General features: G+C 70.1%; 11 protein-coding genes. 5 read left to right on the top strand and 6 right to left on the bottom strand.

The features are described from left to right. Both VFS34_11085 and VFS34_11090 read right to left on the bottom strand, forming a co-directional pair. Positions 1-1,684, bottom strand: a 1,684-nt coding sequence (locus VFS34_11085) for a hypothetical protein (GenBank protein HET9794998.1), incomplete at its 3' end; no start/stop codon positions are given. 23 nt (positions 1,685-1,707) lie between these two features. Then, positions 1,708-2,874, bottom strand: coding sequence for a glycosyltransferase family 4 protein (locus tag VFS34_11090; GenBank protein ID HET9794999.1), 1,167 nt, complete (start codon positions 2,872-2,874; stop codon positions 1,708-1,710). A gap of 77 nt (positions 2,875-2,951) precedes the next feature. Between VFS34_11090 and VFS34_11095 the strand changes: the two genes are divergently transcribed. Next, positions 2,952-3,467, top strand: coding sequence for a hypothetical protein (locus tag VFS34_11095; GenBank protein ID HET9795000.1), 516 nt, complete (start codon positions 2,952-2,954; stop codon positions 3,465-3,467). A 9-nt stretch (positions 3,468-3,476) separates the two neighbouring features. Continuing rightward, the gene (locus VFS34_11100) at positions 3,477-4,046 is read left to right on the top strand and encodes a TMEM175 family protein (protein ID HET9795001.1); all 570 of its coding nucleotides are present in this window, start codon (positions 3,477-3,479) and stop codon (positions 4,044-4,046) included. 106 nt (positions 4,047-4,152) lie between these two features. Here the strand turns inward: VFS34_11100 and VFS34_11105 are convergent, their stop codons facing one another. Further along, positions 4,153-4,809, bottom strand: a complete 657-nt coding sequence (locus tag VFS34_11105; protein ID HET9795002.1) for a hypothetical protein — start codon at positions 4,807-4,809, stop codon at positions 4,153-4,155. A gap of 385 nt (positions 4,810-5,194) precedes the next feature. Between VFS34_11105 and VFS34_11110 the strand changes: the two genes are divergently transcribed. After that, positions 5,195-5,512: a PadR family transcriptional regulator gene (locus VFS34_11110; protein HET9795003.1), complete on the top strand. Its 318-nt coding sequence runs from the start codon at positions 5,195-5,197 to the stop codon at positions 5,510-5,512. A gap of 4 nt (positions 5,513-5,516) precedes the next feature. Beyond that, on the top strand, positions 5,517-8,144 hold the full coding sequence (locus VFS34_11115; GenBank protein HET9795004.1) for an ABC transporter permease: 2,628 nt from the start codon (positions 5,517-5,519) through the stop codon (positions 8,142-8,144). Positions 8,145-8,163: 19 nt separating this feature from the next. Here the strand turns inward: VFS34_11115 and VFS34_11120 are convergent, their stop codons facing one another. From VFS34_11120 to VFS34_11130, 3 genes are all read right to left on the bottom strand, one after another. Next, complete coding sequence (locus tag VFS34_11120) at positions 8,164-8,592, bottom strand: DUF2721 domain-containing protein (protein ID HET9795005.1); 429 nt, start codon at positions 8,590-8,592, stop codon at positions 8,164-8,166. Then, on the bottom strand, positions 8,589-10,157 hold the full coding sequence (locus VFS34_11125; protein HET9795006.1) for a B12-binding domain-containing radical SAM protein: 1,569 nt from the start codon (positions 10,155-10,157) through the stop codon (positions 8,589-8,591). Before VFS34_11125 ends, VFS34_11120 begins: the two co-directional genes overlap by 4 nt. Before the next feature lie 97 nt (positions 10,158-10,254). Next, positions 10,255-11,397: a diguanylate cyclase gene (locus VFS34_11130; GenBank protein ID HET9795007.1), complete on the bottom strand. Its 1,143-nt coding sequence runs from the start codon at positions 11,395-11,397 to the stop codon at positions 10,255-10,257. Between the two features lie 195 nt (positions 11,398-11,592). Here VFS34_11130 and VFS34_11135 point away from each other — a divergent pair. Next, positions 11,593-13,088, top strand: a 1,496-nt coding sequence (locus tag VFS34_11135; GenBank protein ID HET9795008.1) for an ABC transporter ATP-binding protein, incomplete at its 3' end; no start/stop codon positions are given.

The raw sequence follows: 13,088 nt of genomic DNA on the forward strand, positions 1-13,088 counted from the left end.
CGTCCGAATAGACCGTCCGGAACGGAAAGTCGACGCGGTCGAGAACGGGAGCGCGGCACGCCTTCCGTACCCTGAGGACGTACCGGACACCGAGGGCATCGAGGCGCCGGGCGAGCGCGCCGCCGTCGGGAAGGGAAAGCACCTCGTCGTAACGCGCGATTCCGGAGACGTCGCCGATCATCGTTCCCGAGTAGTACGCCCGGAGCTGTTCGCCGCCGCAGACGAAGACCGTCGCGTTCGGCGCCGCCCGGTCGAGGAATGCGACGGCGGCGTAACCCGGGACTCTTGCGGTCAGATAACGCGCTCTCGCCGATGCGTCCTCGGGAACGGGGCCCTGCCGGGCGATTCCGTACCCGGCGTAAGCGATCCCCGGCAGGAGCGCGAGCGCCGCCGCGGCCGGGGCGATGCGCCGCCGGAGAAGGCCGGCGGCGGCGACCGCGGCGCGCGCGGTCTCGACGCTCACGACCGGAAGGAGAATCGCCAGGTAGCGGGAATCGCGGGGCATCGTGAGCCAGACGATCCCCCAGGCGATGCACGCCCCCGCCGCGATACGCGCCCGGCGATCGCGGACCGCGAGCCAGGCGAGCAGGGGCGAGGCGGCGAGGAACCAGGGAGAAAAGGGCGGCTGGGCATTGAGCCGGCCGCGCGCGAAGAGGGTGTCCCACGGAACCCGGACGAGGTCCCGCAGACCGGCGGCGACCCCCGCATGGGAAAGCCCCACGGGATCCCAGGCCGAGTGTCCGAAGACGCCCGGAAGGAACGGGAAGACGGGATTGCCGGTCGCCCGGAAGATCCGGAGATACCACGGCCCGAGAACGGCGACGGAAACCGCCGCGCAGACCGCCGCCGCGCGAAGCCTCGTGCCGCGCGCCGACAACGCCGCCGCCGCGAGCCCGATTCCCGCGACCCACGGCAGGCCCAGGTACTTCACCGCGGCCGCCGTTCCCGCGAGCGCGCCGGCGAGCGCAATTCTCCCCGCCCCCGGAGATTCCCCCCGGTCGAGCGCGATCCAGGCGCCGAAGCAGAACAGGGCGAGCGGCGCTTCCACGTAACCGGTGGAGGCGAGATGGATCACGATCGGCGAGGAGAGGAAGATCGCCGCGCCGAGCCATCCGGCGGTCTCCCCGTCGCGGCGCGCGGATGCGAAGACGAGGAAGGTCGTCGCGATCGTGGCGAGGAGCGCCAGCAAGTGCGTCGCGACGTCGCCGCCGAAAAGATACAGCGGGACCTCGAGAGCCTCGGCCGCGTTGGGAAACACGGGCACGCGAAGGGAGGCGACGAACGGCATTCGCCCCGACGCGGCGAACGCGGCGACGGTGGGCAGGTGGTACAGCGTCTCGTCGAAGGCGGTCGGCGGATAGAGAGCCAGGACGAACGCCCCGGCGATCGCCGCGGCGACCGCTGTCGCCGCGAGGGGCCGCCGCGGCGGGCGCACCCGGAAATCCTTCCCGCGCACGACCGCCGCCACGACGCCGGCGGCGGCCGCGCCCAGGAGCTCCGCGAGCCGCAGCCTCCCCGCCGCGGCGAGGGCGAAAAAGAGGGTCGCGTAGAGCGCGAGCCCGGCAGCGATGCGCAGGCCGACGCGCTCGGCCGCCGACCGGAAGAGCGTCGCGGGCAGGACCGTCCCGGCACCGTAAGCGGCGAGAGCCGAGACGAGGAGGATCGCGAGCAGGCGGGCGATCATCGTTCCCGCTTCGCCGGCCGGCGCTACGCGGCCGAGTCGCGGCGCCCGGGCTCGGCGCCGCCGCGGACCCGCCGGCGGCCGAGCAGCCGTTCGAAGACCTCCTCGACGGCGGCCGCCGACCGGTCGGCCCGATACTCACCGGCTCGCGCGCGTCCCCGGGCTCCCATCGACCGGCGCGCCGGACCGTCGTCGAGGAGTCCGGCAATCGCGCGCGCGAGCGCGGCGGCGTCCGGCTCCGTCCGCACTCCTTCGATTCCGTGGCGAACGACCTCCTCGACGGCACTGTGCTCCGACCGGACGTAGACGACCGGGACGCCCGCCGCGAGCGCTTCCAGCGGAAAGATCCCGAATCCTTCCCGGGAGGACGGCTGCGCGGCGACGGCGGATTTTCCGATTTCGCGCCACAGCTCGGCGCGGTCCGGCGAGGGCGCGCGGAACTCGACCCGGGCGGTGATCCCGAGGCCGCACGCGCGCCGAAGCAGCGACTCGCGCTCCGGCCCCTCCCCGTACACGACGAGACGAGCGACCGGAATCGCCGCGACGGCGTCGAGCAGCAGGTCGACCCGCTTGTGCGCGAGCAGGCGCCCCGCGTAGATGACCCGTCCGGGCTCCTCCTCGACGCCGGCGACCGCCGCGGCGATGTCGTCGACGTCCGTGCCGCAGGAAACGACCGGAACGTCACGGCGAAGGCGGCGCGCGAGGCGACCCGCGGTGAGCGCGCTCGATGCGACGACGTCGCCGATCTGCGCCGACACCCGCTCGACCGCGCGGTAGAACGGCGCCCGGAACCCCGCGTAAGAGTTCCAGTAGCTTCCCCAGTACTCGTACCAGCTCACCAGCAACGGCTTTCCGGCGGACGCGCAGCGGGCCGCGAGCGGAAAGAGATGAACGAACGGGACGTTCGAGGTCTCGACGGCGTCGTAGTCGCCGAGCGGGATCCGCCAGGCCGCGCGTGCCAACCCGATCGCGGGACGCGCCGCCCGGGAGCCCGCCGCCGAATAGAGCGGGCGGTTGCCGCCGAGCGAGAGCACCCGAACGCCCGCCGCCGAGGGCCCGTCGCTTCGCCCGAATCCGGCGAGCGTGACCGCGTGGCCGCGCCGGCCGAGCGCCGCCGCGAGATCGGCGTTGCGCCGCTCGATTCCTCCGACGAATTCGGGATAGAGGCTGTCACTGAACAGCAGGATCCGCATCGGCGCGATGCCTTACTGTATCAGCGCTCCGCGATGTCGCCCCGAGGGTCGGGCGCGCGCGGTGATAGCCTCCCGCCGTGTTTCGCGCGGAAATCCGGAAGATCGGGATCGCGGCGGTCTGGCTCGCGGCCGCCGCCCGCGCGATGCCGGCCGGGCCGGGCGGGCCGCCTCCGGGAGGAGCGCGGGGAACGATCGACTACCGCGGCGCCCGACGGGTTCTCCGCTATGCCGCGGCCGTCCGCGGTCCCGACGCGGTCGACGAGAAGAAGAGGATCCGGCGTCTCGTGCTCTCCCCCGCCGATCTCGGTCCGGCGATCGCGCGCTGCGAGACGATGGCATGCGTGGACGCGGCGGTGACCGAGGGGCTGGAGGTCGATTTCGACGCCGGGCCCCGGCTGAACTACTGGATCGCGCTCGACGGGCAGAAGACGCAGTATTCCGGGACGACGGTTCCCGCCGCGTTCGTCGCGGCGGCCGACGACGCCCGACGCCTCGCCGGACGCCTTTCGATCGACGACACCCGGACGGGCGGCCCGGCGATCGAGGCCGAGTTCGACGCGCCCTTCGTCCGCGCGTTCGAGCGCGCGCGATAGCTCGCCGCGATGCACCGCGGAAGGCTCGAAGCGTTCAGCGACGGAGTGATCGCGATCCTCATCACGATCATGGTCCTGGAGCTGAAGGTCCCGCGCGGCGCCTCTTTCGCCGACCTAAGGCCGCTCCTTTCCGTCTTCCTCAGCTACGTTCTTTCGTTCGTCTTCCTCGGGATCTACTGGAGCAACCACCATCACATGCTCCAGATGGTCGATCGCGTCAACGGAAAGATCCTCTGGGCGAACCTGCATCTCCTCTTCTGGCTGTCGCTGGTTCCCTTCGTCACCGCGTGGATGGGAGAAAACGGCGCGGCGCCGTTGCCGACATCCCTCTACGGAGTCGTCCTCCTCCTCGCGGGAATCGCGTACACGGTTCTCCAGACGTCCATCATCCGGTCGCAGGGACCGGAATCGAGGCTCGCCGCCGCCGTGCAGGGCGACCTCAAGGGGAAGGCTTCGATCGTGCTGTACGCGGCCGCGATTCCCGCGGCGTTCGTCGACCGGCGGATCTCGATCGCGATCTACGTCGCCGTCGCCCTGATGTGGCTGGTGCCGGACCGGCGAATCGAATCCCGCTACTAGCGAGCGAGGCGGTTCGCCCCGCGGTGGCCTTTCCTCAGGCGTTCTCCTCTGTAAGGTAGTGATCCCCGCGGTGCGCCGCTGACGCCGCCCATCGCGCGATCCGTCCTCAGCGCCGCGGAGGGCGGCCGGGCATCCGGGGAGCGACGATCGGCTTCCCGTGCATTCCGCGGGGAAAACCGCCGCGCCCCGGATGAAAGGCGTGCCGGTGAAGGCCGCCTCGACCGGGCTCGGAAATGACGCCGCCGCCCCATCCGAGCCACGCGGGAAGCGCGTTGCTCATCTCCCCTTCGCCGGGCCCGTAATCTTCCGGCGCGCGGTAAACGGGCTCCTCGCGGTTCGTCCCCTCGGCGCCGGTCGGTCCGACCTCGACGGCCGCGACACTCGCGAGATACGTGACGACGTTCCGGCCCGCTCCCGCCCGCCGAAGGGCCGAAAGCGTGTCGAAATCGACCAGGGCGGGAAGCTCCGCGCGATGCGCCTTGAGGTACCCCACGAGCGCGTCGTCCGTCGTTCCCGACTCCTTCATTCCGATGGCCTCGTCGAGAACCGCCGGAGAGGGTTCGTCCTCCGCGTCGATGAATTCCTCCGGTGGCTCGCTCCGGTCGACCGAAATCGCGTTTCCGCTGCCGCGGATCGTCACGCGGGCCGGGCCGGAGCGGTGCAGGGAGGAGATCGGCGTCGCCGAGCAGACGGCGGAGACGAGTGCCCCGATCGCCGAGGCGGCAATCAGAGGGAATCGCGGGGAGCCGGAGCGCTTCCGCATGTCGGATGGCCGCATCCCGTATACCACAGGCCCGCGGTTGCGAAATCCCATTTCACGAAATCCTTCACGGATGCCGCATTCGTTTTATGGCGGACGCTCCGCTGCCGGCTCTTCTTCTTTTTTCCGCTACAGTCTCGCGCATGACGTCGCGGCGATCTCGCGCGTGCCCTCGCGACGGTGGAGGGCGGGACTGATCCGATGGGATTTCCTCTGCTGAAGCTCGTCCTCCTCGTCATCGCCGTGTTCCTGCTGATCCTCCCTCTCCGCGTTTTCCGGCGGCCCGGGAAGAAGTAGCAGGCACCGTCGTTCTCGGGCCGTCCGCCTCCTCTTGACAATCGAGAGGAGAGGCTTATCCTTCCTCTCGCTCGTCGAGAGGAGGAGATCCGTGACCGACCTCGTCCAGGGCACGCTCGACATGCTGATCCTGAAGACGCTCGCGCTCGAGCCGCTCCACGGTTTCGGGATTTCCGTCCGCATCGAGCAGATCAGCCGGGGGGTATTCCATCTGAATCCCGGCTCCCTCTTTCCCGCATTTCGCCGCCTCGAGCGGGCCGGCTGGATCGAGGGGGACTGGCGGGCGACCGAGAACAACCGTCAGGCGAAGTACTACCGCCTGACGGCGTCGGGGCGGAGGAAGCTCGAGGAAGACCGGCGCGAATGGGCGCGCCAGGTCGCGGCCATCGGCCGGATTCTCGAAGCGTAGCGTCATGAGGCGATTCTTCGCGGGAGTCCGGGATCTCTTCCGGAGACGCGGGCGGGAGGAGGACTTCGACCGCGAGCTCGAGAGCTTCCTCCAGATTTCCGCGGAGAGGAAAGAGCGCGACGGAATGACGCCGGAGGCGGCGCTCCGCGCCGCCCGGCTGGAGCTCGGCGGAAGCCGAGACGCCGTCAAGGAGGGATGGCGGGACGCGGCGTGGGAATCCGCTCTCGGCACGCTCGGCCGCGATCTTCGGTTCGCCGCGCGGCTCCTCGCGAAGAATCGGCTCGTGACCGCCATCGCCGTCGGAACGATCGCGCTCGGGATCGGCGCGAACACCGCGATCTTCAGCATCTTCGACGCGATCGTCCTGCGCGAGCTCCCCTATCCCGAACCGGGCCGGCTCGTCATCGTCTGGGAGACGACGAGCGGCATCCCGACCGCCTCCGTCAGCGGCCCCGATTACCGGGACTGGCTGCGGGGCCAGCGGGTGTTCGATTCCATGGCGGCCGGTACCGAAGCCCACCTGACGATGACGGGGACCGGCGAGCCGCGCCGCCTGGACGGATGGGCGACTTCCGCGGAGATCTTCCCGCTCCTCGGCGCGCGTCCCGAGGCCGGTCGTCTCTTCGACGCCGACGACGTGCGCCGCGAGAAGAGAACGATCGTTCTGGGACATGCGCTCTGGCGGCAGACGTTCGGAGGAAACCCGGCGATCCTCGGAAGGACGCTCACGCTCGACGGCGAACCGTACGAAGTCATCGGCGTGCTGCCGGAGAATTTTCACCCGCCGACGATCTGGACGAACCCGCAGTTCTTCGTCCCGATCCGGTTTCCGGCCACGGGCGACCGCGCCTCGCGCGGCGAGCACTGGATGTGGACGATCGCGCGCCGCAAACCGGGAGTCTCGCTCGGCCAGGCGCAGGCGGCGATGGCTTCGCTCCAGGCGGCGCTCGCGGAGCGTTATCCGGACACGAACCGGAATCGCGGCGCCCACGTCATTCTGCTGAAGAAGTTCGTCGGCCGGAACATCGAGACGATGCTCGTGCTGCTCGCCGCCGCCGTCGGGTTCCTCCTCGCGATCGCCTGCGCGAACGTCGCGAATCTCCTTCTCGCCCAGGCCGCGCGGCGCCACCGCGAGATCGCGACCCGGAAGGCGATCGGGGCGGGCGCGGGACGCGTCGCCCGTCAATTGCTGACGGAGAGCGTCCTTCTCGCGGCGCTCGGTGCGGCCGTCGGCCTCGTCGTGGGTCGCGCCCTGCAGGTCCTGCTCCTCGCGGTCGCCCCTCCCGGATACATTCCGCCGTCCGCGGACGTGCGATTCGACTTCCGGGTCTTCGGCTTCGCGGCCGGCCTCGCCCTCCTGACCGGGATCGTCTTCGGAGGCGCTCCGGGCTGGCACGCCTGGCGGCTGAACGTCGCCGAGGCGTTGAAGCAGGGAGGGCGGACGACGGCGGCGCGCGGCGCCCGGTTGCGGCGAAGCCTCGTCTCTCTCGAGATCGGCGCGGCGTTCGTTCTTCTCCTCATGACCGGACTCGCGCTCCGAAGCCTCGCGGCCCTGCTCGCGCAGGATCTCGGTTTCGACCCCCGCCACGTGCTGACGGTCGGGATCGCGCTGCCCGGGAGGTTCGACCGACGGGAACGGGTTCTCGCCTTCTTCGACGGCGCCGTCGAACGGGTGCGCGCCCTTCCCGGCGTCGAGAGCGCGGCCATCGGGCGGCGCCTGCCACTCCTCGGCGGCTACAACGGCGAAGTCCAGATCCAGGGGCGGGCGAACCCCGGGCGGGAAGCCGGGCCGAGCGTCGAAAACAACGCCGTCGGGGCGGGCTTCCTCGAGACCCTCCGGATCCCGATCGTCCGCGGCCGGCCCCTGGCTCCCGCCGACGCCAACCGGCCGGTGGCCGTGATCAACGAAGCGATGGCACACCGGTTCTGGGAAGACGGGGACCCGCTCGGCGCCCGCTTCACCTGGGAATGGGGAGAGAAGGATCCGGTCTGGTGGGAGGTCGTCGGCGTGGCACGCGACGTACGCGAGTTCGGGCTGCGGCAGCCGGCGATCCCGCAGGCCTATCACCCTCCCGCTCCCGACGAAATTCCGAGAGTGATGATCATGGCGATCCGGCTGCGGCCGGGCAGCGCGCCTTCCCTCGCGGCGCTCTCGGCCGCGATCCGCGGCGGCGAGAAGGACGTCCCGCTGGACTCCGTCCGGATGATCGACGAGATCCTCGCCGACTCGGCATCCCGGAGCCGCTTCGATTCCACGCTCCTCGCCATCCTGGGATCGCTGTCGCTCCTGCTCTCCATCGCCGGAATCTACGGCGTCATGTCCTCGCTGGTCTCGCAGAGCACGCACGAGGTCGGGATCCGGATGGCCCTCGGCGCCTCCGAAAAACGCGTGCTCGCCGGCGTCCTCCGGGAGGCGCTCGCGGCGAGCGCGGCCGGGCTCGCGGGCGGCGTCGTCGCGACCCTCGGATTGACCGGCGTCCTGAGCCGCCTGGTGTTCGGAATCGGCGCGCACGACCCGGCGACGTTCACGGGCGTCGCGATGCTGCTCGTCGCCGTCACCCTCGTCGCGAGCTGGCTTCCGGCGCGCCGCGCCGCACGGATCGATCCGGTCTCCGCTCTCCGGACGGAGTAGCGACGGGCGGAGGCCCGACCTACCCGACTTCGAGGCGGAGCGCCTGCAGCGACAGATTCACGTCCCGGATGAACAGGACGAGCGAGACGATGAGCGCGGTCATGCACGCCACGAAGAGCGCGGCGACCGCGGCCGCCGGACCTCTTCCGAGGAGCGCGCTCACGAAGATCACGATGATCAGGATCGCGGCGAGCAGCACGCTGAGGGCGGCCGCGGTGATCGCCGCCCGGACGATTGCGGCGCGCGAAAGAAGGATCGAGAGCTGGGCCCTCGCCCGTTCCGTGTCGGATCCGCCGGCGGAGCGGAGCTCCCGCGCGAGCTGCCGCGTCCGGTCGATGATCCGCCCGAGGCGGTTCGTCATCGTGAGGAGCAGCAGTCCGACGCCCGAGACGAGGATGACCGGGCCGATCGCGGTCTGGAGGACCGGGATCAGGTCGGCGAGCTTCACGCGAGCGGCGGCGACGTCTCGAGCGCTCCGGCGGCAACGGCCCCGTCGGGCGCCGGCGCGATCTCCCGGGCGAGCTGCTCGAGGCGCCGGCAGGTGTCGCGCATGTACTCGTAGAGGTGCTTGTGCATCAGCGCGAACGTGACCGCCTCGCGGATCGCCCGGGGGCGCCGGAGGAGGGTTTCGAGCATCAGCGAGACCGTCATCCAGGCCCGACGCGGCGACGCCTCCACGACGCAGTCCCGGACGACCCGAAGGAAGATCCGGAAATCCTCCCGGCTCGTGACGAGCTTCGTCTCGATCTTCTTCCCCTTGTGGAGGAGGAGCTGCATCACGCGGCGCCGGTAGTTCCGGTAGGCATAGAGGCGGCGCAGGAGGCGCCCGTACCCGTCGTAGAGCTCGCGGCGCGACATCCCCTGCGGGACGATGTTCGTGAACACGAACTGGTCGCCGACCGACTGCGCGACGAGACGGCCGGCTTCCTGGAGGCGCCGGTACAGCGGCGTCTTCGGGACCGCGTTCAGCATTCCGGTCATCGAGATCGGGATGCGCGCGTCCTGGATGAACCGGAACTGCTCCTCGAAGATCGAGACGTCGTCGTGGTCGAACCCGACGATCATTCCCGCCATCACCGCGATGCCCGCCCGCTGGATGCGATGGACGGAATCCAGGAGGTTCTCGCGGAGGTTCTGCGTCTTGTGGGTCTCCTGGAGGCTGGAGGCGCGCGGCGATTCGATGCCGATGAAGATCGTCGTGAAGTTCGCTTGGCGCATCAGCGCGAGGAGCTCGTCGTCCTGCGCGATGTTCAGCGTCACTTCCGTCATGAACTCGATCGGGAAACCCTCGCGGCGCTGCCACTCCCCGATCGCCTGGAGAAGCTGCTTCGCCTCCTTCTTGTTGCCGATGAAGTTGTCGTCGACGACGAAGATGTTGTGGAGCCCGAGGCGGCGGATCTCGACGACCTCGGCCATCACCTGCGCGACCGTCTTCGTCCGGGGTTTCCGGCCGTACATCACGATGATGTCGCAGAACTCGCAGTTGTACGGGCAGCCGCGCGCGAACTGGATCGTCATGGTGCGGTACCGGTCGATCTTCAGGAGATCGAAGCGCGGCCGGGGGGAGTCGTGCATGCTCGGCTTCTCGTCCTGCCGGTACTCCGGCTGCCACTTCCCGGCGGCGAAATCCTCGAGGAAGCGGGGCCACGTGTACTCCGCCTCGTCGACGAACACCACGTCCACTTCCCCGCGGAGCTCTTCCGGGCAGAGGGAGGCGAACGGACCGCCCGCGACGACGAACTTTCCGCGGCGGCGGAACTCGCGGGCGAGCTCGAGGATCCGGTTCTTGTGGATGACGTACCCGGTCAGCCCGACGACGTCCGCGTCGGTCTCGAGGTCGACGTCCTCGACGTTCTCGTCGCACAGCACGACGTCGTGGCCGGGCGGCGTCATGCCGGCGACGGTCGGGAGCGACAGATTCGGGAAGACGCAGCTCTTGTGGAGGCTCGGGAGGATCCGGTCGAACGTCCAGAACGACTCGGGATTGCGGGGAGCGACGAGATAGATCTTCATCGGAGCTCCTCCAGTCGACCTTCCGATCGTACACCCGGGACGCGATCGCTCGGCCGGGAGGGACGGCCGGGCCGGACGGAAAACCGGAAGAACCCCTTCACCGCGAGGCTTCGACCTCGCTCGAACGTCCGCGCTTTCGCCGGTACATCGCCGCATCGGCCTCCGCCACCAGGTCCGGGAGGGGGGCGGCGGGAGGGACGGCGATCGCGCCGATGCTCAGCGAAACGGCGAAGGGAAGTCCGCCGGCGGCGTTGAACGACTCCTGCTGCCGCTCGAGGCGTTCGAGGATCGTGTCGCGGTCGGAGCTCCGGTCGAAAACGGCGAGCGCCACGAACTCGTCTCCGCTCCAGCGGGCGATGACGTCGGAGCTCCGGAAGGTGGCCCGCAGGATTTGCGCGGCCGCCGCGAGCGCCCGGTCGCCCCCGGCATGGCCGAAGGTGTCGTTGATTCGTTTCAAGCCGTCGAGGTCCGCGAAAAAAAGGCCGACGGGCCGGTCGAACCGTTCCGCGAGCGCGACGAGATCCGCCCCGTGTTCCAGGAAGCCGCGCCGGTTGAGAATCCCCGTCAGGGGGTCGGCCACCGCCGCCTGACGAAGCGCCGCTTCTGCCGAACGCCGCCCGGTGACGTCCCGCCGGATGACGAGGACGACGGCGACGACGAGCGCGAGGTCGAGCGCCGTCGCGGTCGCGACGAGCGTCTGGGCGCGCCGAGCCGCCGCCGCGTGCGACGCCGATCGCCGCCGAAGGGCGCGCGCCTCCGCCTCGCTCATCTCCGACACGATCGCCCGCACCTGGCCCATCAGCTGTCGCCCGGTGTCCGACTTCACGAGCCCCGCCGACGCGTCGACGCCCCGATCCGTTCGGACCGCGACGACGTGTCGGACCCAGGCGAGCTTTTCCTCGAGGATCGGCACGAGACGTTCGAGCCTCTCTCGCTGCGGGGGATCCGCCGCGGCGAGCACCCGAAGCTCGGCGATTCGCGCCCGGCAGCGGGACGGCGCGTCCGCGGACGCGTCGAGATGCCGGGGATCCCCCGTGACGACGTATCCCCGAGCGGCCGACTCGTAGCCGGTCGCGGCGAGCATCAGCTCGGTGAGCGCGGCGCGGACCGCCGTCGAGTGCGCCACCCACCGCTCGCTCGCGACCGCTTCGCGCGTGGTCGAGACCGACGCGATTGCCGCTCCGAGCAGAGCGAGGACGAGGAGCGCGAGCGCCGCCTCCACCTTTCGCGTGAGAGACACGCCTCCGCTCTCGGGGGACGGGACCGCCGGCACCGGTGCCTTCCGGACCGGACGTTCGACTCGAGCCAACGGAAGACCTCCTTCCCGGGGTTTCCCGGATTATCGGCGGCCGCCCGCGGGCAACGGCAGATCCGTTTGCACCACGAGGCCGCGGCTCGAAACATCGCGGCCGGCACCTGCTAATCTTGGCCGCTCATGACCGCCGAATCCGGAAAGAAAGCTCCCGCCGCCGCGCGGCTCCGGACGGTCTGGCCCGATCTCTGGGCGCTGATCCGGCCGCGGCGCGCGCTCCTCGGCCTCGGCCTCCTGTTGATGGCGGTCAACCGGGTTTCCGGGCTCGTCCTCCCCGCGTCGACGAAGTTCCTCGTGGACGACGTCGTCCTGAAGCATCGGATGGCGCTCCTCGTCCCGATCGTGCTGGCGGTGCTCGGCGCGACCCTCGTCCAGGGAGCGACGTCCTTCGCGCTCACGCAGCTCCTCTCCAAGGAGGCGCAGCGGCTGATCGCGGAGCTCCGCCGGAAGGTGCAGGCGCACGTCGGCCGGCTCCCGGTCGCCTACTACGACGCGAACAAGACCGGAACGCTCGTTGCGCGCATCATGAGCGACGTCGAAGGGGTGAGGAACCTCGTCGGCACCGGGCTCGTCGAATTCGCGGGCGGCCTCCTCACCGCCGTCATCGCCTTCGTCGTGCTCATCCGGATCAGCCCGACGATGACGCTCTTCGCGTTCTCGTGCCTGGTGCTCTTCTCGCTGGGACTGAAGAAGGCGTTCGTCACGATCCGGCCGATCTTCCGCGAGCGCGGAAAGATCAACGCGGAAGTGACCGGACGGCTCACGGAGACGCTCGGCGGCGTCCGCGTCGTCAAGGGCTATCACGCCGAGACGCGGGAAGAGGGCGTTTTCGCCGAGGGAGTCGGCCGGCTCCTCGGAAACGTCCTGAAGACGCTCACGGCCACCTCCGTGATGAGCCTCTCGTCGACCGCGCTCATGGGGATCGTCGGAGCCGCCGTGATGTTCATGGGCGCGCGACAGATCATGGCGGGAACGCTCACGCTCGGCGGGTTCTTCACGTACACGATGTTTCTCGGCTACCTCGTGGCGCCGATCTTCCAGATCGTCAACATCGGCACGCAGATCACCGAGGCGATCGCCGGGCTCGAGCGCACGCACGAGGTACTGGCGGAGCGGCCGGAGGACGCCGATCCCGAGCGGAGCATCGTCCTGCCGGCGATCGCGGGGGCGATCCGGTTCGAGCACGTCGATTTCGCCTACGATCCCGAAAAGCCGGTCCTGAAGGACGTGAGCTTCGAAGCGCTGCCCGGGACGGTCACGGCTCTCGTCGGATCCTCGGGATCGGGCAAGTCGACGATCATCGGCCTCGTCGCGGGCTTCTACAAGCCGGCCGCCGGACGCATCCTCGTCGACGGCGTCGATTTGTCCCGCGTCCGTCTCGACTCGTACCGGGCCGCCCTCGGCGTCGTTCTCCAGGAGTCCTTCCTCTTCGACGGGACGATCCGCGAGAACGTCGGTTTCTCGCGTCCCGAAGCGACCGACGAGGAGATCCATCGGGCCGGCGCGATCGCGCGCGTCGACGAGTTCGCCGACAAGTTCCCGGACGGCTGGAACACGATCGTCGGAGAACGCGGCGTGAAGCTCTCCGGCGGCCAGCGCCAGCGGATCTCGATCGCCCG

The organism is Thermoanaerobaculia bacterium (genome assembly GCA_035717485.1).
GTDB lineage: Bacteria > Acidobacteriota > Thermoanaerobaculia > UBA5066 > DATFVB01 > DATFVB01.

Bases quoted from the DNA above. Each gene is read 5' to 3' on its own strand.
- VFS34_11090 (HET9794999.1), bottom strand. From the start codon at position 2,874: ATGCGGATCCTGCTGTTCAGTGACAGCCTCTATCCCGAATTCGTCGGA.
- VFS34_11100 (HET9795001.1), top strand. From the start codon at position 3,477: ATGCACCGCGGAAGGCTCGAAGCGTTCAGCGACGGAGTGATCGCGATC.
- VFS34_11105 (HET9795002.1), bottom strand. From the start codon at position 4,809: ATGCGGAAGCGCTCCGGCTCCCCGCGATTCCCTCTGATTGCCGCCTCG.
- VFS34_11115 (HET9795004.1), top strand. From the start codon at position 5,517: ATGAGGCGATTCTTCGCGGGAGTCCGGGATCTCTTCCGGAGACGCGGG.
- VFS34_11125 (HET9795006.1), bottom strand. From the start codon at position 10,157: ATGAAGATCTATCTCGTCGCTCCCCGCAATCCCGAGTCGTTCTGGACG.